The 20,489-nt window shown below is 51.6% G+C and carries 17 protein-coding genes and 1 pseudogene; 13 read left to right on the plus strand and 5 right to left on the minus strand.

The features are described 5' to 3' along the window. Positions 1-11: 11 nt before the first annotated feature. Positions 12-1,049, plus strand: coding sequence for a fatty acid desaturase (locus tag HP572_RS16185; protein WP_240583750.1), 1,038 nt, complete (start codon positions 12-14; stop codon positions 1,047-1,049). Positions 1,050-1,228: 179 nt separating this feature from the next. Here HP572_RS16185 and HP572_RS16190 read toward each other — a convergent pair whose 3' ends face one another. Then, entirely contained in the window at positions 1,229-2,419 is a 1,191-nt protein-coding gene (locus tag HP572_RS16190) for a LacI family DNA-binding transcriptional regulator (protein WP_240583751.1), read from the minus strand. Positions 2,420-2,722: 303 nt separating this feature from the next. On the opposite strand from HP572_RS16190, the gene HP572_RS16195 reads away from it, so the two are divergent. The 8 genes and pseudogenes from HP572_RS16195 to HP572_RS16230 all read left to right on the plus strand — a co-directional run bounded on the left by HP572_RS16195 (position 2,723) and on the right by HP572_RS16230 (position 8,893). Next, positions 2,723-3,166, plus strand: coding sequence for a PTS sugar transporter subunit IIA (locus HP572_RS16195; RefSeq protein WP_010286817.1), 444 nt, complete (start codon positions 2,723-2,725; stop codon positions 3,164-3,166). A 22-nt stretch (positions 3,167-3,188) separates the two neighbouring features. Beyond that, a complete protein-coding gene (locus HP572_RS16200) occupies positions 3,189-3,476 on the plus strand; it encodes a PTS sugar transporter subunit IIB (protein ID WP_205551624.1) in 288 nt (95 codons plus the stop codon). A 14-nt stretch (positions 3,477-3,490) separates the two neighbouring features. Continuing rightward, a pseudogene (locus HP572_RS16205) lies at positions 3,491-4,751 on the plus strand (PTS ascorbate transporter subunit IIC). 43 nt (positions 4,752-4,794) lie between these two features. Continuing rightward, entirely contained in the window at positions 4,795-5,460 is a 666-nt protein-coding gene (gene fsa / locus HP572_RS16210; protein WP_240585771.1) for a fructose-6-phosphate aldolase, read from the plus strand. A 589-nt stretch (positions 5,461-6,049) separates the two neighbouring features. After that, complete coding sequence (locus HP572_RS16215; RefSeq protein ID WP_240583752.1) at positions 6,050-6,808, plus strand: transporter substrate-binding domain-containing protein; 759 nt, start codon at positions 6,050-6,052, stop codon at positions 6,806-6,808. Between the two features lie 6 nt (positions 6,809-6,814). After that, complete coding sequence (locus HP572_RS16220) at positions 6,815-7,495, plus strand: amino acid ABC transporter permease (RefSeq protein ID WP_240583753.1); 681 nt, start codon at positions 6,815-6,817, stop codon at positions 7,493-7,495. Further along, complete coding sequence (locus tag HP572_RS16225; RefSeq protein WP_095992877.1) at positions 7,492-8,217, plus strand: amino acid ABC transporter ATP-binding protein; 726 nt, start codon at positions 7,492-7,494, stop codon at positions 8,215-8,217. Before HP572_RS16220 ends, HP572_RS16225 begins: the two co-directional genes overlap by 4 nt. Position 8,218: 1 nt before the next feature. Next, a complete protein-coding gene (locus HP572_RS16230; RefSeq protein ID WP_240585772.1) occupies positions 8,219-8,893 on the plus strand; it encodes an amino acid ABC transporter permease in 675 nt (224 codons plus the stop codon). An 85-nt stretch (positions 8,894-8,978) separates the two neighbouring features. Here HP572_RS16230 and yacL read toward each other — a convergent pair whose 3' ends face one another. Both yacL and acnB read right to left on the minus strand, forming a co-directional pair. After that, positions 8,979-9,338: a protein YacL gene (gene yacL, locus HP572_RS16235; RefSeq protein WP_039361517.1), complete on the minus strand. Its 360-nt coding sequence runs from the start codon at positions 9,336-9,338 to the stop codon at positions 8,979-8,981. 205 nt (positions 9,339-9,543) lie between these two features. Next, on the minus strand, positions 9,544-12,141 hold the full coding sequence (acnB, locus tag HP572_RS16240) for a bifunctional aconitate hydratase 2/2-methylisocitrate dehydratase (RefSeq protein ID WP_205551634.1): 2,598 nt from the start codon (positions 12,139-12,141) through the stop codon (positions 9,544-9,546). A 445-nt stretch (positions 12,142-12,586) separates the two neighbouring features. Between acnB and HP572_RS16245 the strand changes: the two genes are divergently transcribed. Continuing rightward, positions 12,587-13,093 carry a DUF3060 domain-containing protein gene (locus HP572_RS16245; RefSeq protein ID WP_240583754.1) on the plus strand — a complete coding sequence of 169 codons (507 nt, stop codon included), beginning with the start codon at positions 12,587-12,589 and terminating at the stop codon, positions 13,091-13,093. 148 nt (positions 13,094-13,241) lie between these two features. Here the strand turns inward: HP572_RS16245 and HP572_RS16250 are convergent, their stop codons facing one another. After that, entirely contained in the window at positions 13,242-14,642 is a 1,401-nt protein-coding gene (locus tag HP572_RS16250) for an RtcB family protein (protein ID WP_240583755.1), read from the minus strand. 260 nt (positions 14,643-14,902) lie between these two features. On the opposite strand from HP572_RS16250, the gene HP572_RS16255 reads away from it, so the two are divergent. Next, the gene (locus HP572_RS16255; protein ID WP_205551641.1) at positions 14,903-15,214 is read left to right on the plus strand and encodes a metalloregulator ArsR/SmtB family transcription factor; all 312 of its coding nucleotides are present in this window, start codon (positions 14,903-14,905) and stop codon (positions 15,212-15,214) included. 106 nt (positions 15,215-15,320) lie between these two features. Here HP572_RS16255 and HP572_RS16260 read toward each other — a convergent pair whose 3' ends face one another. After that, a complete protein-coding gene (locus tag HP572_RS16260; protein WP_240583756.1) occupies positions 15,321-17,615 on the minus strand; it encodes a TonB-dependent siderophore receptor in 2,295 nt (764 codons plus the stop codon). A 422-nt stretch (positions 17,616-18,037) separates the two neighbouring features. Here HP572_RS16260 and HP572_RS16265 point away from each other — a divergent pair, with 422 nt between their 5' ends. Further along, on the plus strand, positions 18,038-19,021 hold the full coding sequence (locus tag HP572_RS16265; RefSeq protein WP_014916622.1) for an AraC family transcriptional regulator: 984 nt from the start codon (positions 18,038-18,040) through the stop codon (positions 19,019-19,021). Positions 19,022-19,128: 107 nt separating this feature from the next. After that, positions 19,129-20,457, plus strand: coding sequence for an MmgE/PrpD family protein (locus HP572_RS16270; RefSeq protein WP_240583757.1), 1,329 nt, complete (start codon positions 19,129-19,131; stop codon positions 20,455-20,457). Positions 20,458-20,489: the final 32 nt, after the last annotated feature.

A 20,489-nucleotide genomic window follows, 5' to 3' on the forward strand; every position in this document is an offset into this window, starting at 1 on the left:
AGAAATACATCATGAATGTACCTATATCTAAGCTGATAGATAGAGATGATAGCGCAAAGTCAAAACAAATCAGAAAAGTCATTATTGAGCATGGTAAGGAACTGCGAAATAAATATCCTATTCTAAATCATCAGGATCTATTAGGATTTAGTGCCTTAACTGCAATCACCGTCGTGATGGTGCTCAGTTCCTTATTCTATTTTTATGGCTATCTTCCCTGGTGGGCTTGCCTGATAGTCAATACGCTATGTATTTCTGTTGCACATGAAATTGAACATGACCTAATCCACAATTTATATTTCAGAAAAAATCGTTTTATACACCATATGATGATGACCGTAGTCTGGCTAATGCGTCCCAGCACAGCAAGTCCATGGATGAGGCGTGACGTACATCTACTACACCATCAGGTATCAGGATCTGAACATGATGTAGAAGAGAAGTTTTTAGGTAATGGTAGAAAGTGGGGGCTTCTGCGAATTTTAATGCTCAGTGATTTAGTTGTCGCCGCCGTTGTTATGATGAATAATGCTAAAACACCTTTGGAGAAAAAGAAACTGCTTTCATTCTCCGTCAAAGCGTTTTTCCCCTTCGCCGTAATCTACTCGGTAATATGGTATTCTTTTTTAATTTTTCACGGCATAAACCTTTATTTTATATTAACAGAAAATCCAGTAATCTGGTCTGAAACCATGATGAGCGCCATTCACTTTATTAATATCTCCGTGGTAATCATTGTTGGCCCCAATATGCTATGGTCATTCTGCTTACATTTTATCTCGTCAAACCTGCATTACCATGGTGACAATGAAAGCGGAAATGTCATTCAGGAAACACAGGTTCTTAACCCCTGGTGGCTCTATCCCATTAATTTCTTCTGTTTTAACTTTGGCAGCACACATGCAATACATCATTTTGTCGTGAATGAACCCTTTTATATAAGGCAGCTATCAACCCCCGTGGCACATAAAGTCATGAGGGATATGGGCGTTCGGTTTAATGATTTCGGTTCTTTCAGTCGCGCAAACCGCTGGAGCAAGAATCAATAATGAAGAAAGGCGGCGCTTTCTGAAGCGTGGCATAGGATAGTGGCTGCCAACCATCGCAATATATCAACGGCCGAAATCTCTGTTTTGGCCGTTGATACTCAGTGCGAGTCTCTTTTCAGGAAAAACACGATCATTTTGCCCAATAGCGATGCAACGTGCAGCATAACACGCCTCTCCGGCTAGCTGCTGGCACGAGGTTCAAAGATAAACTTCACCTTTTCCTGTACGGGGGGATGCTCGTCGTTTTCCATCATCGCGAGCACCAGACGCCCGACTTCCGCACCCAGCGTTTCATAATCAAGCCGCATCGCGGTCAGCGCTGGGAACGTGTGCTCACATTGTTCAGAGCCATCCAGACAGGCAATCGCCAGATCGTAAGGGACTTTCATCAGCCGGCGCTGGCATTCAAAGAGCGCCCCCAGCGCAATTTCCTCATGGCTACAGATAATCGCATCCAACTCCGGCTGGTTTTGTAGCAGTTCCGTCATGGCATAGCGGCCAAACTGCAGGCTGGGTGCTTCTGGGATCGTAATTTTCAAATCCGCATTGTGATAGTGCGCCAGCATGGCTTTATTCCAGCCATTCAGCTGCTGTTTTTGCAAACGGTTATCCGTATGAGCACCGATATAAGCCACGTGGCGATACCCCTTTTCCAGCAGCGACATCGTCAGTTGCTCCGCCGCTTCGGCAAGAGCGATATCAATATTGATATTCGCACTCAGCACGTCAGCGCCGGAAACGTTCACCGTAATGACGTTGCTGGCCTGAATAATGTCTCGGGTTCGCTGTGAGAGTTGCGCGCTGAATAGCACCAACGCCGCTGGCCGCTGCTGCAGGAGTTTTTCGACCATTCCCGCTTCGGTATGCTGGCGATATTCATGGCAGCCCATGATTAACGGAACGTTATGTTTGCCCACCGCCTGTTGCAGCGCCTGTACAAAACGCACGCTGGCGCGGTCTTGCTGAAAAGGATAAAGCACCGCGATAGCCGGCTGATAGGCTGATGCCAGCGCGCCTGCGGCCTGATTCGGTACATAGCCCAGCGTTTTTATCGCGTCATTGATTTTCTTCTGTGTGGCATCGGAGACCAGCCCCGGCTCCCGCAACGCGCGGGACACCGTCATCGCGCCGACACCGGCATGGCTCGCGATGTCCTGTAGCGTCACGCGACTCGTACTCTCGGTGAGCTGGCTGGCTTCTTGATTGGGCTCATAGCCTAATGCTCTGGCGGCCAGTTCCACTTTGCTGCGTAACTTTTCAGAGACCAGATCGGGCTTGCGCATCACGCGTGATACCGTCATCGTCCCTACGCCCGCGTAGTCGGCGACATCCTGTAGCGTAACCTTACCGGTACTGCGACGCTTACGCATGCTCACTTCCTCTCCATTCGTCATTTTCTCATCGCACGGTCGCGATAACAGCCTGTTACGTCATTGCCTTCAGGCTAGCGTGAAGGGCGAACACCCCGATTTCCCGACTCATTCACGCCGTGCCATCACCGTTCATAGTGTGCCTGTGACGACACGGGGGAACAAATAATGGCCCCGCTTGTGCTAAGCAGGTCACAGTTAATGATAGTCATATCAGTTAGCGCTATCTTTTTAGATGTTAATCACATTATTTTCGAAGCCGGCACACTATCCTGCGTTCAGAATGATACAGAGGTGACTCTAATGCTTAACACTTTACTAACACCAGACGTTGTTCAGATTTTACCTGCCTGTGATGATTGGCGTCACGCTATCGCCTTGTCCTGTAAGCCTTTACTGGATAACGGTTCGATTGAACCCACCTATGTTGAGGCGATCTACCGCTCTCATGAGGCCATCGGTCCTTACTATGTCGTCGGCCCGGGAATTGCCATGCCGCATGCGCGCCCGGAAGACGGCGTAAACCAGCTCGCCGTCAGCCTGACGCTGATTCGCGACGGCGTGGTTTTCCATTCCGAAGGCAACGATCCCGTGCATTTACTGATTGTTCTGGCCGCCACGGACAGTAACAGCCATATCGATATTATTTCACAGCTCGCTCAGTTGTTCGACACGCCTGATGACGTCGCCGCGTTAATTAACGCGACGGAAGTCGAACAGGTGCTTTCCGTTATTTCTCGTTATTAATTGCCACCAGAGGACACACATTATGAAAATTACAGTCGTATGCGGTAACGGCCTGGGTACCAGCCTGATGATGGAAATGAGCATTAAAAACATCGTTAAAGAACTCGGTGTGGTTGCTGACGTGGATCACGTAGATTTAGGCTCGGCGAAAGGCACGGACAGCGACATCTTTGTCGGTACAAAGGATATTGCCGATCAGCTCGTCGCACAGGCAGTGGCGGGGAAAATCGTGTCCCTGAATAACATGATCGACAAAGTGGCGATGAAAGAGCGCCTGTCGGTCGCCCTGACAGAACTTGGCGCATTATAAGCGAGGGATTAAAAATGGAATTCTTCCGTTTTTTAATGAGTGATGTGCTGTCTGAACCCTCCATATTGGTCGGTTTGATTGCGCTTATCGGCCTGATTGCACAGAAAAAGCCGGCTACGGAATGCATCAAGGGCACGGTGAAAACCGTCATGGGCTTCCTGATCCTCGGGGCGGGCGCGAGCCTGATTGTGTCCTCGCTGGGAGATTTCGCCCAGATTTTCCACCATGCTTTTGGTATCGCCGGTGTAGTACCAAACAATGAAGCCATTGTCGCGGTAGCACAGAAGAACTTCGGCACCGAGATGGCGATGATCATGTTCTTTGCGATGGTCATTAATATCGCGATCGCCCGCTTTACGCCGTGGAAATACATTTTCCTGACCGGCCACCACACGCTGTTTATGTCGATGATGGTTGCCGTGATTCTGGCGACCGCAGGCATGAAAGGCGTGCTGCTGATTACCGTTGGGTCGCTGGTCGTTGGGGTATCAATGGTGCTGTTCCCTGCCATTATTCACCCGTATATGAAGAAAGTCACAGGCTCGGATGACGTCGCCTTTGGTCACTTCTCTGCGATATCACAGCTGCTGTCAGCATTTATCGGCAGCAAGTTTGGTAATAAAGAGAAATCAACAGAGGACATGGAAGTACCAAAGAGCCTGCATGTTCCTGCGTGATACGCCGGTTGCCATCGCCTTTACCATGTTTTTCATCTTCATTTTCACCTGTCTGTTTGCTGGCCCTGAAGCGGTGAAAACGATGAACGCTGGTGGGAAAAACTGGTTCATGTTTTCGCTGATCCAATCCATTACCTTTGCCGCTGGCGTATACATCGTGCTGCAAGGCGTGCGGATGGTGATTGCGGAAATCGTGCCTGCGTTTAAAGGCATTTCTGACAAACTGGTTCCCAACGCTAAACCGGCATTAGATTGCCCCGTTGTCTTCCCGTATGCCCCGAATGCCGTTCTGGTCGGCTTCCTGAGCAGCTTTGCGGCTGGGGTGATCGGTATGGTCCTGCTCTACCTGATGGGATTAACGGTGATCATTCCTGGCGTAGTGCCGCACTTCTTCGTCGGCGCAGCGGCTGGTGTGTTCGGTAACGCCACCGGCGGACGTCGCGGTGCGATTCTAGGTTCTTTTGCCAACGGACTGCTGATTACCTTCCTGCCTGTTTTCCTGCTGCCGGTGCTGGGCAGTATCGGACTGGCGAACACCACGTTCAGCGATTCCGATTTCGGCGCGGTGGGGATTCTGCTCGGCATTATCGTGCGCTAAGTCCGCATGATGAATGGACCGGTTTTAGTTAACGGGGGAAATGATGGAATTCTATTTAGATACGGCGGATGTCGCCGCAGTAGAACGACTCGCTGGCGTGTTGCCGATTAAAGGCGTGACCACTAATCCAAGCATTGTCGCACGCGGAAAATCCGATATTTACAGCGTTCTGCGGGACATGCAGGCCGTTATCGGCACGGAAGGACAGCTGTTTGCTCAGGTGATGTCGCGCGATCCTGACGTGATGGTGGAAGAGGCATTGAAGCTCAGAGATGTGATTCCTTCTCTGGTCGTCAAAGTGCCGGTGACGCATGCGGGTTTGAGCGCTATCAGGCAGTTGACGGCGCTGGATATTCCCACCCTCGGCACCGCCGTATACGGTGCGGGGCAAGGGTTTTATGCCACGCTGGCTGGCGCTCGCTATATCGCGCCTTACGTCAACCGCATTGATGCGCAGGGTGGCGATGGGATTGCACTTGTGAAAGAGCTGCAAACCCTAATTAATCTGCACAGCCCGCAAACTCAGGTACTGGCAGCCAGTTTTCGCACGCCACGTCAGGTACTGGACTGCCTGCTGGCGGGGTGTCGGGCGATTACCGTCGACCCTGCCGTTGCTGAACTATTCCTGCAAGATCCTGCGGTTGAAGATGCGCTTAACCGGTTCGATCATGACTGGCAGACACGCTTTGGTCATGCCGATCTTGGTTGACTGATGGAAAACACCACTCGCTCGCCGGGTGGTGTTTTACACGGTTTGTAAACCCACCTCTGCCCCCTTCTCGCGGATTCAAAGGCGAGCGCTGAATCACCCATTTCCCCCACCCCAGACCTCATGCGAATACGCGGTATCTCACCGTAGCCGCAGCTCTGTTCTCCCATAAGATAATTGATTGGACAAAATTTGCACATTAAGAAAGAGGTGATTATATTTATCATTTAGTAGTTTTTTTGGTGATAATAACAATAATCAATAGTTACAATATTAAACTACTTGTCTTATAAGTTTAAATTAAGGTTTAAATGGCGCATTGCTGAGGCTCTGTATTCTGGCAGAAATACGGCTCTTATTTGAAATGCGGCTTTTACCCTTTGCCGACAGCGATAGTGGCAATACTTTTCTCCTATGGTTGATTCAAAATACGTATGTATCTTCCTACCCTAAATAATTCGAGTTTCAGGAAGGCGGCAAGAGAGGGAATCCCGATGAGCTTACTCAGGTAAGTGATTCGGGTGACTAAACGTAGCCAACGCACATGCAACTTGAAGTATGACGGGTATATTACATTCAGGAGTCCAGCATGTTACTCAAAACATTTTTATTAGGCACAATTTTAGGAATAACCTCATTTACGGTTTTCGCCGCCAATCCTGTCGATGGAAAGACACTTAACGTTGCGGTTTCTCCAGCTTCACCCCCGATGCTATTTAAATCCGCTGACGGGAAATTAGAAGGGATCGATCTTGAACTCTTCTCTTCTTATTGCAAAGAAAGAAACTGCAAACTGAAAATAACGGAATACTCCTGGGATGGCATGCTGGGTGCCGTGGCAAGTGGTCAGGCTGATGTGGCGTTTTCAGGGATATCCATCACAGATAAACGCAAGAAAGTCATGGACTTCTCTACGCCTTATTATGTGAATTCGTTTAATATGGTCAGTTTAAATAATCGCGACATCGATTTGAGCGATCTACATAATTTAAAAAAATACACCGTAGGGTTTCCCAGAGGTATGGCTTACGCCGATTTGATCAAAACCGATCTGGAACCCAAAGGATATTACTCACTCAGCACAGTAAAACTTTACCCCTCTTATAATGAAACCATTGCCGACTTGAAAAATGGCAATTTAGATCTCGCCTTCATAGAGGACCCGGTTTACTTTAACTACAAGAACAAGCAAAAAGCCCCGATTGAAAGCCGCTACGTTTTCAAAGGCGTTGACCACCTTGGGTTTGCCTTTAAGAAAGGTTCACCGGTGCGCGATGACTTTAATACCTGGCTGAATGAACAGGGTGAAGCAAAAATATCGGGCATCGTAGATAAGTGGATGAAATAAAAAACGATGTCATCGCAAGACATGATAAACATCTATTATTTCTTGTTTGAAGGTGTCAAGTACACGCTCATCGTTACATTGACGTGTTTTGCATCAGCCTTGGTTATTGGGTTAACCGTCGCCGTGTTACGGCGACTGGTTTTTCCCTCGGTGAAGAACATACTGGATATTCTGGTCTTCGTTTTTCGTGGTATTCCCGTTTTAATCGCCGTTTTCCTCGTTTATTTTGGCCTTCCGGCAATAGGCCTGAGCATTCCCCCCCTGCTTGCCATGAACATTAGCATTGGATTAATCAGCGGGAGTTATCTTGCGGAAGTGTTCCGCGGTGCGCTTCAATTGGTCGATCCGTCAGAGATTACCGCCGCCAAGGCCGCAGGTTTAGGGAAATTACAAATTATAAGATACATCGAGCTACCGCAAATGCTCCGCTTTTCCGTTCCTGGGGTAGCCAACGAATTCTCATCGGTATTAAAAGCCACACCTTTTGCCTACACCGTGGGTATACCGGAAATCACCAAGCAGGCCATGTCTCTGACGGCAGTCACGATGAACGGTCTGGTCATTTATACGCTGGCGGCAATCCTTTATTTTCTCATTTACAAATTATCTATTATCGCCGTAAGGCGGCTTGAAATGAGATTTCAGGTAACGGGTGATAGCTTGAAAAATCAGGGTGGCAATAGATGACGTTAATAGAATTACGCGAGGTCAGTAAAACACTCGGTAGCAAAAAGGTACTGGATAATCTCAATTTACAGATTGAGCATGGCGAAATAAAAATCGTCATGGGCCCATCGGGCTGTGGCAAAACAACGCTGCTGCGCTGCCTGGCCCAGCTTGAAAGCCCGGATACGGGTAATATATTTTTTCATGGTCAGAACGTTACCGATAAAAAATTTAATATTCTCGATTTCAGGAAAAAAATTGGATTCGTTTTTCAGAACTACGCGCTATACCGCCATCTGAACGTTATGGACAATATTACTCTGGCGCTGCGTAAAGTCTTTAACGTCTCCGAACGTGATGCCAGAACTAAAGCCTTATATGAACTGGAAAGGCTGGGGATGGAGGAGCACGGTATGAAATACCCTTCACAGCTCTCTGGCGGCCAGCAACAGCGCGTTGCTCTCATCCGCGCTCTGGTTACCGATCCTGAAATCATTGTGTTTGATGAGCCGACCTCCGCCCTCGATCCGCTCATGACCCGCGAGGTGGGTTCGCTCATTAAGCAGCTTCACCGGCGGAAAGTCACCATATTATGCGTCACCCACGATATACGTCTGGCTAAACAGCTTTGTGACAGAGTGACCTTCCTAAATTATGGCAGGATCCGGGCCGAAGGATCTTTCGCAGAGCTGTCAGCCCTCAATGGCGAGCCGGACATCCATTATTTTTTTGGAGAAAAATAATATGCTTGCCGGATGGATGAGTTTTTATCACGAGCTGATAGATCAGCTTCCGCTGGTGCTTGATGGAATCAGCGAGACAGTAAAGCTGGCGATAGTGGTTTCTCTCACGGGCTTTTTCTGGGGCATTATTATTTTTTTTCTGAGTATCAGTAATCGACCTGCCGTTAAAAAGCTAACAGAAATGTATATGGACTTCTTTATCGGCACGCCATTAATTCTTATTTTATTTGTCATGTATTACGGCTTGCCACAAACCGGTATTAACTTATCGCCTTTCGCTGTCGCGGTAACGGGATTTACCCTGAATATCGGGGCTTATAACGCCGCCTATATGACAACCGCTTATAACTCCCTTAACAAGTACGAGGCGGAAGCAGCCGTCGTACAAGGGTTTAGCCAGTGGCAAATATTTCGCTTAATAATCTTGCCTCAGGTGTTAATCACCTCGGTGCCCGCACTGACTAATCAGGTCATTAATAATATCAAGGACAGCACCATCGCTTTCCTCATCCAGTACACTGAATTTTTTTCCCGCATTCAGGAAGTCGCGGCAACTAACTTTGAGTTTTTCAGTGCCTACCTGTTCGCTGCGCTGGTTTACTTAGTGCTGATTTCTTTTATTGTGCTGCTATCCAGAATCATTGAACGCAAGCTGCTTGTCCTCACTCAGGCCTAACCTGACAGTGAGCAATGATTGATGCAGATAACGGCCAAAGGTTCCCCGCGTACTGATTCCAGCACGCTTTTCCTTCACCGTTCTGTCAATGCAGGACGAATTCGCGGTACTTTTCCACCAGCGTCAGGAAATCATCCAGACCGCATAAAGACAGGCTCTCTTCGTCGTAATAACTCATGCCCTCTTCCAGCTCATCCGTGGTGAAAGACAGTTGATTTGCCTGCACCATCACTTCTTCTTCATCCAGCAACAGTGTGTATTCATGACCCACGCGCCGCCACTGCCGCTCGCTGCCTGCGACGGAACGCGCAGCGTCTTCGACATCAGTCAAGATCGTCAGTTGGCCTTTCACTTCTTCATTGAACCAGTGCCCGATCGCTTCATGTCCCATCGACATACGAACGATGACCTGGCCCGTCACATCCCGCAAAAATTCATAGTCCATGATGCCATCCTCACTGTTATGTTTCTTTTGTTCAGTTTAGTCGCCTCTGCCCCCTATCGTCGTGATACACCTTCACCTTTCATGCTGCAAAGGCACGATGCCAACCGCCAATGCACAGGCAGCGTGAGGTATGACGGGTATAAAACGGGCAGAAAAAAAGGAGGCACAAGGCCTCCTTCAGTGTAGAGATGCGAACTATAGCGAGTTAGACCGCCGTCTGGAAGATCACGCTATCCGCTTTCTCGGTATATTGACCTAACTGGTCAAAATTCAGATAGCGATAGGTGTCCTGCGCGGTTTTATCCACCTGCGACATGTAGGTCTGGTACTCTTCTGACGTCGGCAAGCGACCCAGCAGAGAAGCAACCGCAGCCAATTCGGCAGAGGCCAGATACACGTTAGCACCAGTTCCCAAACGGTTCGGGAAGTTACGCGTCGAGGTAGAAACGACCGTCGCACCATCCGCTACGCGCGCCTGGTTACCCATGCACAGCGAGCAGCCTGGGATCTCGATACGCGCTCCGCTCTTACCAAACACGCTGTAGTAGCCTTCTTCGGTCAGCTGTGCCGCATCCATCTTGGTCGGCGGCGCAACCCACAGGCGGGTCGGCAGCTGGCCTTTGTGGCTATCCAGCAGTTTACCTGCCGCACGGAAGTGACCGATGTTGGTCATACAGGAACCGATGAAGACTTCATCAATCTTCTCGCCCTGCACGTCAGACAACCAGCGCGCATCGTCTGGATCGTTCGGCGCACACAGGATCGGCTCTTTGATGTCGGCCAGATCGATGTCGATCACCGCCGCGTACTCGGCATCGGCATCCGCTTCCAGCAGTTGTGGATCGGCCAGCCATTTTTCCATGCCCTGAATACGACGCTCCAGCGTACGACGATCGCCGTAGCCTTCGGAGATCATCCATTTCAGCAGTACGATGTTGGAGTTCAGATACTCGATGATCGGCTCTTTATCCAGCTTGATCGTACAGCCAGCCGCAGAACGTTCCGCCGAGGCGTCGGTCAGTTCAAACGCCTGCTCGACTTTCAGATCTGGCAGACCTTCGATTTCCAGAATACGGCCAGAGAAGATGTTCTTCTTGCCTTTCTTCTCAACGGTCAGCAGGCCTTGCTTAATGGCGTACAGCGGAATGGCATGAACCAGATCGCGCAGGGTAATGCCCGGCTGCATTTTGCCTTTAAAGCGCACCAGAACGGATTCCGGCATATCCAGCGGCATCACGCCCGTCGCGGCAGCAAACGCCACCAGACCGGAGCCCGCAGGGAAAGAGATACCGATTGGGAAACGAGTATGTGAGTCACCGCCCGTACCAACGGTATCCGGCAGCAGCATACGGTTCAGCCAGGAGTGGATAACCCCATCGCCCGGACGCAGCGATACACCGCCACGGTTCATGATGAAATCAGGCAGCGTATGGTGTGTGGTCACGTCGACCGGCTTCGGATAGGCGGCGGTGTGACAGAACGACTGCATCACCAAATCGGCGGAGAAGCCCAGACAGGCCAGATCTTTCAGCTCGTCACGGGTCATCGGCCCGGTGGTGTCCTGTGAACCCACGGACGTCATTTTTGGTTCGCAGTATTCGTCAGGGCGAATACCCGCAACGCCACAGGCACGTCCCACCATTTTCTGCGCCAGAGAGAAGCCTTTTTTGCTGGCTTCAACCGCTTTAGAAATACGGAACACATCGCTATGCGGCAAGCCCAGTGATTCACGCGCTTTAGACGTCAGTCCACGACCGATAATCAGCGGAATACGGCCACCGGCGCGGACTTCATCCAGCAGTACGTCAGTCTTCAGCGCAAACGTCGCCAGCACTTCATTGGTGTCATGACGGCGCACTTCACCTTCATACGGGTAGATATCAATCACATCGCCCATATTCAGATCGTTCACATCGACTTCGATCGGCAGCGCGCCGGCATCTTCCATCGTGTTAAAGAAGATCGGGGCGATCTTGCCACCCAGCACCACACCACCGCCGCGTTTGTTCGGAACGTAAGGAATATCTTCACCCATGAACCACAGCACGGAGTTGGTTGCCGATTTACGCGACGAACCCGTACCGACAACGTCACCGACGTAAGCCAGCGGGAAGCCTTTCTTGTTCAGTTCTTCGATCTGTTTGATCGGGCCCACGGCGCCAGGTTGATCGGGATCGATACCTTCACGGGCGTTTTTCAGCATCGCCAGCGCGTGCAGCGGGATATCAGGGCGTGACCAGGCATCAGGTGCCGGAGACAAGTCATCCGTGTTGGTTTCACCGGTGACTTTAAAAACGGTAACGGTAATTTTTTCCGCCAGTTTCGGGCGGGACAGGAACCACTCGGCATCAGCCCAGGATTGAATCACTTTCTTGGCGTGCGCATTGCCTGCTTTCGCCTTTTCTTCTACATCGTAGAAGTTATCAAACATCAGCAGCGTGTGGGACAGCGCTTCGGCGGCAATCGGTGCCAGCTTGTCGTTGTCTAACGCATCAATCAGCGGATGAATGTTGTAGCCCCCTTGCATGGTGCCCAGCAGCTCAACTGCTTTTTCCTGGGTGACCAGTGGGGAAGTGGCTTCACCTTTGGCGACGGCAGCCAGAAAACCGGCCTTCACGTAGGCGGCTTCATCAACGCCGGGGGGGACACGGTTAATCAGCAGGTCAAGCAATACTTCTTCTTCGCCCGCCGGGGGATTCTTGAGTGACTCAACCAGCGCGGCCATCTGCGTGGCATCTAACGGTTTAGGAACAATCCCCTGCGCAGCCCGGTCGGCTACGTGCTTACGATATTCTTCTAGCACGACGTTCTCCTCGCTCTCATTGTCTTCATTATGCCCGGCGCTCTTGTTCCCGCTTGTGGTGTCCATGCCTGGGTGCCAGCGTGTGGATGTAAGGTAGTAGAGTGTCCGGTCCAGCCTCGCCAGCATATCAGGATTTGAATTGATTGTTAATTCGTTCACATAATAGCAACATTAATTTTTATTCAACTATGCTATGTGTCCAATTTCACTATCGCTGAAAAATGCCGACATCAGCAGAATAGCATGTCCCTGACGGCACACACTAACTATGCTGAGTTAACCACATAATAGGTAGGTTTTTAACAACATAGCGCGATTAATCATCGTTTGATGGCATAGCGATAATCAGAATGTTCGCAATAGAGTCGGGAAAAGTGTTAACAGATGATAGGTGCCTTTACGGCAATGATGCCGGATGACCTCTTTGATAACAGGAAAAAACGCCATGAAGATAACACGGTATCTGCCAATGGTTTTCGTCTCTGCTTTCGCGTTCACCGCATCCGTCTATGCCGCCCCTATCGAGCTGGAGGGGATCGGTTTAACGCGCGATATTCCTTGTAATGGCAATGATGTCAATATTTCAGGCAACGGCAATAACATCGTATTGACGGGTAAATGTGCCGATATTTCCGTCGCGGGTTCCGAGCACAACATCACATTCGATACCGCAACATCGCTTACCGTGACCGGTTCAGAGATTGCCGCCACAGGTCAATCGACGGGTGACCTGACCGTCGCCGCGTATAAAAACACCATCCGCACGCACATCCTTTCCGAGGATAAACCAGCAAAGGTGAATGTGACGGGTACGGAACATCATCTCGATCTGGATTTTAAAGGCCCTGCGATTGTTTCCTTTAATGGCATCAGCAACCGCCTCTCATGGGGAGGAACAGAACCGAAACTCTCTTCCAGCGGTGCTAATAACGTCATCAAACAAAAACCATAACTTGTAGCATTCCCTCATCCGACAAACGGACGTGGGCAACGAAGAACACACGCCTCAATCAACAGCTCGCCGATTGAGGCGTTATTTTTAGTACAAAGACTATTTTATACAAAGACTATCGAATCAATTCCCGCTAGAGCGGGTCACATCAGGCCTTAAACGTCAGCCACGGGCGCAGCCGTGCCACGGGTTGAATCAGCCCTGACTGCGCCTGAATATCAATCACAGGCGCAACCGGTTTATAGGCTGCTGGCGCTTCTTCCCGCAGGCGTTCGTCTTTCAGCGTGATGCATTGCCAGGGCAACGTATCTGCCGACTTCGCCGTATCGACCTTGTTACGCATACTTTGCCGACGTTCGGCACGTCCCGCGCCGTGTGAACACGACCAGAGCCAATCGGGATTTCCCTTCCCTGTCACGAGATAAGAGTAATCGCCCATTGAACCGGGAATCAACGCAAATTCCCCGGCTTTGGCGGGCGTCGCGCCTTTACGGTGCAGGTTCATCCCGTGTTCCGGCAGAATAATGTTATGCGACAGATCGACCACCAGCTTGCTGGTATCTCGCGTAAACACCTGCTTCCAGGAAGAACGAATCAGCTCAGTAAGCACGATCCGGTTGATCCACGCATAGCGGGCGGCGACGCCCATGGCTTCCATATACTCCGTCGCCTGCTCATCAACCAGACCAAACAGGCCGGACGCCGGATATTTTTCTCCCGCAGGCCAGCAGGCTCGCGCTTTATCGATCCCACGCTGGCCGACATAAAAACCCACGTCTCGTGAACCGGTGTGAATCATCACCACAACTTCGCCTTCCTGCACGCCAGCCTGATACGCCGCGTGCCTGTCCAACACGGCATCGACAATTTGCAGCTCAACGAAATGGTTACCCGACCCTACCGTGCCCAAACTGGAAGGTCGAAGTATCTCGCGAGGCGCAAAAAACGGCTCAGGCGCATGTCGACTATTGGCACGAACCGCCTCGGTTCCAGCGATGGAGCCGAGTTCCGCCGACAGCCGTCGGAAGTCCACCTCCTGCCAAAGCCCCTGCCGAGGCAGTGCCGCCAGCCACGCTGGCAACCCCTCATCAAAGAGCGCAGAAAACGAATCCGGCGTAACGGGAACATCACGCCGATCCATCAGTAACGTGTTTTTGAGCGCCTGAATCAGCGCGAGTTTGTGCTCATCGGCATCCGTATGATGCACGCCTGTCGTCAGCAAGCGCATGCCGCAATTGATATCCGTCCCAATCGCCGCAGGGATAACGAAGTTCTCCGTTGTGGCAACAATGCTGCCGACAGGCGCAAGCGTACCGGGATGGAAATCCGGCGTCGCACGGGCGGCACAGACGCGTGCATCGCTGCCCGGTAGGTGTACCGAGGCGAAATCCAGCAGTTGCTGAACCGCCTTTTCTTCCAGCGGCAACGTGTCCGGCAACAGAACCTGCGCTTCTGCGTGCTGCCTGCGAAGATGATAAATAGAATGTTGGTAATCGGTGTCTATCCCCAAACGGGATAAACGTTTTTGTAAGCGAGTAAATGTAGACATGGTGCTACCTAGAAAAACAAAAAATCGCTCCTCCCGTTTCGGAGAGAAGGTTGTTTTTCCTGCAGCAGCAGATTCAGGAAAGGATGTCGGGCTATTCTAGGGAGGAACGCCCCTATTGTAAACCGCAGGTCGCATCGCGTTGGCTCCTTTATGCGCTGTTTTATCGATGTCAGTCATTATCCTCACTCATGACCGAGGGTATGGTAAGCTCAATACATTAGGCATCACTAAATTAGTCAGTTACGCAGGATGGTAGGAACATGGCGTTGAGCAATTCGGATCGAGAATTTATGCAGGACGGTGCAGCAAAAGCCGCAACGATGCTGCGCGCGATTGGCAACGAGAACAGGCTACTGGTGCTTTGCCTGCTTATCGAGCACGGTGAAATGTCGGTTGGCACGCTGCTTGAACACATCCCACTCAGCCAGTCCGCCCTCTCGCAGCATCTGGCGAAAATGCGTGAAGAAGGGTTGATTAGCTATCGGCGCGAATCGCAAACGCTGTACTACCGCATCGAAAATCAGGATGTGGAAAAAATAGTTGCCACCTTAAAAGGCATTTTCTGTCCCTGATAGCGGCAACGACCCGCAGGGTGGCAGCCAGGGACGGCACGCCATAAAAAACGCCACGGCACAATGGCACCGTGGCGTTCGCGATTCAGTATGGCGGATATAAAATTTAGAACGACGTATTCACGCTGACAAAGAAAGTCCGTCCCGGTTCGTTATAGGTTGCCGCACCGGCACCCGCGATGGTAACCACGTTATTGTTCACCACATCCTGCGCATTACCCGCGCGGAACAGGCGTTTATCAAACAGGTTATCAACCCCACCGGTCACGCTCAGGTTCTTATTAAACTTATAGGTACTGCTTAACCCGAACAGCGCATAAGGGCTTAACTCATTGGTTGCGCTACCCGTTACGCGCTCACCTTTGTAGTTATATTTCTTCGGTTTCTGGCGACCATACCAGGTCACATCGGCCAGGAAGGAGAGGCTCTCTGTCGCCTGCCAGTCCACCGATGAATTCAGGGTAAACTCCGGCGTAATCGACAGATAATCACCCGTGGTTTTATTTTTCGATTCCAGCATCCAGGTCAGGTTGTTACGCCAGTTGATGCTCTCCGTGACAGGAACGGTCAGGTTACCTTCCAGCCCTTGAATAACCGCTTTCGGTACATTGCCCCACTGGAAGATATTGGCGTTGGCATATTGGGCATTGGTTCCGCCCACCGCTTTGCCGATGACATTGTTACCTGCTTCAATCTTATTGCGGTAATCGTTATGGAAATAGGTGATACCCGCGATCACCCCATCACGGTGAAACTCCAGACCAATCTCTTTATTCAGGCTGGTTTCCGCCTTCAGGTCTTCATTACCGATCAGGTAGCAGGACGTGCCGCCAGCACAACCCTGTCCACGGCTATAAAGGAGATAATTCTCGTTAGTCTGGTATAGGTTCGGCGCTTTATAAGCACGAGCGATACCTAACTTCAGCGTATAGTCGTCACCCAGTTCCTGCGACAGGTTGAGCGACGGGCTCCAGTTGGTGCCTGCCGTGCTGTGATGATCGATACGCAGCGCCGGCGTCAGCGTGGTGCTGTCCGTCAGTTGGACGTTATCTTCCACGAAGGCAGAAGCCAGACGAGCTGCGGATTTCTCACTACGACCGCTGCTGGTAAGTGAACCCACACTGCCCGCCTCGGTTGTCGTCTGCAAGTTCGACACCGGATCCTTCATCTTCTGCTCGTTCCATTCAACCCCGAACGTGAGCACCTGATCGACCCAGACATTAAGCGGGATATTCACTTCGTTATGTGCAGTGAAATTATCCAGCTTGATCGTGCCATATTGGTTCGGACTCGTCGTATCAAAAATCCCTTCTAAACCGCCAGACAGTCCCTCAAGGATACGGGTATTGTGCGTGCGCTCGTATTGCAGATACGACGTAGAGCTAACGCCACTGTCCCAGTAGCCGCGATGTGTAACCGCAAAATTCTGGCGGTACATGCGGTTGGTTTCCTTGCCATAATTACTCACGACAAGCGGGTTGGTGTTGGTATTTTGCGAATCGCCCGCATAGATATTGCCCTGACGGCTGGAACCCGCTTCAAATTCCAGTGACTGTTGCTCGGTCATATCCCAACGCAACAGGCCGTTGATATCTTTATTACGCACGCCTTCACGCCCGGAAGGCAGTGAAGCTGACTGATTGCCCGCCCGCGCGGACTGATGCCCTTGGTTAATATCACGTGCATCAGCCTGGGTTTTATTCAGATTGCCGTACAGACGGAAGCTCAGGCTGTCGGTCAGGCCGCCCATCAGGCTGAAATCGGTACGCTTGGTGGCGCCTTCTGAGCTATGCTCCGGCGCGTTCAGGAAGGTGTTCCAGGTGCCGTGCCATTCTTGCGTCGGCTGTTTGGTGATGATGTTAACCACACCGCCCGCTGCACCGTTACCATAGCGCGCCGCCGCAGGGCCGCGCAGCACTTCAATGCGCTCGACCATATCGGCAGGCACCCAGTTGGTGTCACCGCGGGTATCGCGCTCGCCGCGCCAGCCGTAACGCACGGCGGTACGGCTCGACACAGGCTTACCATCCACCAGAATCAGTGTATTTTCCGGTCCCATGCCGCGGATATCGATCTGGCGATTGTTACCGCGCTGGCCGCTGGTTGAGTTACCGGACAAATTGACGCCCGGCATGGTGCGAATCAGATCGGACAGATCGTTAGCAGGCGGACGCTTACTGATATCTTCAGCCGTAATTACTGACACGCCAGGAGCCTGACGGGTTTGCTCAGCGGCCGTCACCACCATCGTGTCGCCCGATGCTTTACTTTCGGCCTGATTCTGCACCTGAGGGGCAGGTTCTGTTGAAGGCGAGGTCTGCGCAGCGCTCAGAAACGACGTCATCCCGCAGCTAACGCCAATGAGCGTCGCCAGATAACGACGCGATTGTGGTAGTTTCATCAAAATTATCCTGCCCTGTAAGAAATGAATAAGTAGCCTGAAAAAGGATCAACATCGCAGCCGGTACAGCGACACCTAACGACAATCAGCAAAACGCTGAATAACGGCGGAGATAAAACGCGCAAACGTGGCGGTTATCGGGGAGAAGCGTCATGCCAATGGCATCACGTCGTGTTGTTATGAAATGCTGTGTGTAATCAATCAGCCCTTTTCTCCGCATTGCCGGAAATGGAAAATGCCTTTATCGTGCAGTGTGACGTTCTCAACGAAAAATGCTATTGAGAAGTATTTGCATTACCATTTTGGCGCGGTCATTGTTACATTTGTCATTCAGGACGGGGTTTGCTCTAGCAGCAAAATGTTTTGCCAAAGCATCAAAATGGAAGGCGCAGGTCGAAGGGTTTAATCAGGTAGGTAATCACGTGCGCAGCTTCACTCAGTCATCAAAGCCGATCTATAAAGATCACATCGTTCAGCAATCGAGTCTGGTCGCGAATAATTACCGTTTTATCGGCCCTCGGTTGATCGATAACACGCCAGTGCTATTCGGCTCGTTCACTGTCGTCCAGCTCAATCCGCATCTGATCCTGCATACTGCGGATGTGATTAATCGCCACAACATGAAAACCCAAAACCTGCTGGATGGCGCAATCAAGCTGGCCATCGTGGTCAGTGGCAATGCGCACATCTCATTTGGTCATCAGGAACTGCATCTGGGAGAGAAGCAGCCCGCCTCGCTGATTGCGCTGACGGAGCCGACGATGTTTACCCGCATCGGCAAGCGTGATGAATATGAGCGAACGATTACGCTGACGTTCGACAGGGAATGGCTGTACGGCAATATGATGGACACCGTTGGCGACTGGCAAGCCATCCACGATTTCACGCAGACTCACCTGGCGACACACCTGTGGACACCGTCCCGACAGGCGCTGGCGATTGCCTTACAAACGCTGGATGCCGAACCTTGCCAAACGCCGCTCCAGCGCCTTTATTTGGAAATGCAGTGTATGAGCCTGATTATCGAGGCGTTTACCTCATTGACCGCCAGCGTAGCGCAGGAAAAAAGCAGCGGCGTTACCCTGCGCAGCTACCATCGCATTCAACAGGTCAGAGACATGCTGGAAAGCGGCAGCGCCGACCATCTCTCGATGAGTGAGATCGCCAAAAGCGTCAACATGAGTGAAAGCACGCTACAGCGCCATTTTCGTCAGACGTTCAATATGAGCGTGTTTGAATACCTACGTAACTGCCGTTTGCAGCGCGCCATGCTGGCCTTGCAGAAAGATGGCATCGGCATTGCGCAGGCGGCCAGCATCGCTGGTTATAACAGCCCCGCCAACTTTGCCACCGCCCTGCGCCGTGCATTCGGTATTACGCCGGGGCAGCTAAAAGACCGCTTCTGATTCTCAACCACTAATAACCAAATGGAATTTATTATTCCGTTTGGTTATTAATCGCTATTCAGCGATGCACAGTAAATTAGTATTTTTCTGCCAGCACACGACAATCCATGACCAATCAGACTGATATCACCGCAACGCTTGCCCACCACATCATCCATAGCGAACCTAATCGAGAAGCGATAGAGGCCGCCCGCGACGGGGTGACTGACTTCGTTTCCACCGCACTTCCCATCGCACAGGGAGCGATTGCCGATAGCGGGCTCGCGCCGTTAAAGCAGGTCTTCAGCGGCACGGACAGCCTGACGCGCAGTCTGATCCTGGGTTATGCCGGTCACGTATTGGATTTTGACGATTACCACCCGGCGTTTCGTGGACATCCCAGCACCGTCATTCTGCCCGCCCTGTTTGCTCTGGCTGCAGAAGACTCATCCGTCACGGAAGAGGCTTTTTTGACGGCGTATGTGATCGGCGTGGAAGCCGCAGGCAGAATCGGGCTGGCATGCGGCCCGCGCCATTACAGCCTCGGCTACCACAATACGGCTACGCTCGGCGCTATCGCCGCCGCTGCCGCTGCTGCACGTCTGGCTGGTGCTTCGGTAGAACAGACGCAAACCATTCTTGGTCTGGCTGCCACACAGGCCGCAGGACTGCGGGCGCAGTTTGGCTCAGCGGTCAAACCGCTACATGCCGGGCTTTCCGCCAGAGCGGGGCTAACCGCCGTCAAGCTGGGCTTAGCGGGCTTTGAAGGCAATAAACAGCAGGTGATTGACGCCTTTCTTACCGCGCACGGCGATCAAAAACAGCAGCCGGAACTGCTGGTTGAAAACTGGGGTGCGCCGTGGCGCATGCTGTCTCCCGGTCTGGAGTTCAAGCGCTACCCAACCTGTGGCGGTACCCACAGCGCTGCCGAGGCGGCTTTTGCACTGCGGGAACAGTGGCATAAGCAGAATGGTGCGGATGCCGATCTGGCCGATGCCATCGAACAGATCACGGTGACCTTCCCGCCGGGTGGCGATGTTGCTCCCTTTATCCGTAACGCGACCAACGGCGTAGAAGCCCGGTTCAGTCTGGAATATGTGATTGCGGCGGCGCTGATTGAAGGGGAACTGAAGCTGGCACATTTCTCGGAAGCCCCGGTTGAAACCACGATTTCCGCACTGGCGAATCGCGTCATACGCCGCGCTGATGAAACCGCGCCACCCGATGAGCTTGACCCGGAAGCACGTTTTCATGAGGTTACGCTGCACCTGCGTAACGGCAGCACGCTAATCCAACGCACCACACGTCAGGAAACCTCGGCGCGTCCTACCGATCTCCGTGCCAAGCTGCAGCAAACGATCGGTTCGCTGGCGCATCTCGACAGCAGCCAGATCGCCGACCGCTGCGCATTACGGCAGGAAGGCGATCTACGTTATTTGCTTGGGCTACTGTTTTAACAAAATACTGTTTTAACAATGCTGGTTTAACG

The sequence above is a fragment of the Pectobacterium sp. PL64 genome (assembly GCF_022477975.1).
In the GTDB taxonomy this organism is placed as follows: domain Bacteria; phylum Pseudomonadota; class Gammaproteobacteria; order Enterobacterales; family Enterobacteriaceae; genus Pectobacterium; species Pectobacterium jejuense.

Excerpts from the sequence above, each read along its gene's own strand:
- HP572_RS16190 (WP_240583751.1), bottom strand. The coding sequence starts at position 2,419 with ATGCGTAAGCGTCGCAGTACCGGTAAGGTTACGCTACAGGATGTCGCC.
- HP572_RS16225 (WP_095992877.1), top strand. The coding sequence starts at position 7,492 with ATGACGTTAATAGAATTACGCGAGGTCAGTAAAACACTCGGTAGCAAA.
- fsa (WP_240585771.1), top strand. The coding sequence starts at position 4,795 with ATGGAATTCTATTTAGATACGGCGGATGTCGCCGCAGTAGAACGACTC.
- HP572_RS16220 (WP_240583753.1), top strand. The coding sequence starts at position 6,815 with ATGTCATCGCAAGACATGATAAACATCTATTATTTCTTGTTTGAAGGT.
- HP572_RS16245 (WP_240583754.1), top strand. The coding sequence starts at position 12,587 with ATGAAGATAACACGGTATCTGCCAATGGTTTTCGTCTCTGCTTTCGCG.
- HP572_RS16270 (WP_240583757.1), top strand. The coding sequence starts at position 19,129 with ATGACCAATCAGACTGATATCACCGCAACGCTTGCCCACCACATCATC.
- HP572_RS16195 (WP_010286817.1), top strand. The coding sequence starts at position 2,723 with ATGCTTAACACTTTACTAACACCAGACGTTGTTCAGATTTTACCTGCC.
- HP572_RS16255 (WP_205551641.1), top strand. The coding sequence starts at position 14,903 with ATGGCGTTGAGCAATTCGGATCGAGAATTTATGCAGGACGGTGCAGCA.
- HP572_RS16200 (WP_205551624.1), top strand. The coding sequence starts at position 3,189 with ATGAAAATTACAGTCGTATGCGGTAACGGCCTGGGTACCAGCCTGATG.
- HP572_RS16250 (WP_240583755.1), bottom strand. The coding sequence starts at position 14,642 with ATGTCTACATTTACTCGCTTACAAAAACGTTTATCCCGTTTGGGGATA.
- HP572_RS16215 (WP_240583752.1), top strand. The coding sequence starts at position 6,050 with ATGTTACTCAAAACATTTTTATTAGGCACAATTTTAGGAATAACCTCA.
- HP572_RS16260 (WP_240583756.1), bottom strand. The coding sequence starts at position 17,615 with ATGAAACTACCACAATCGCGTCGTTATCTGGCGACGCTCATTGGCGTT.
- HP572_RS16230 (WP_240585772.1), top strand. The coding sequence starts at position 8,219 with ATGCTTGCCGGATGGATGAGTTTTTATCACGAGCTGATAGATCAGCTT.
- HP572_RS16185 (WP_240583750.1), top strand. The coding sequence starts at position 12 with ATGAATGTACCTATATCTAAGCTGATAGATAGAGATGATAGCGCAAAG.
- yacL (WP_039361517.1), bottom strand. The coding sequence starts at position 9,338 with ATGGACTATGAATTTTTGCGGGATGTGACGGGCCAGGTCATCGTTCGT.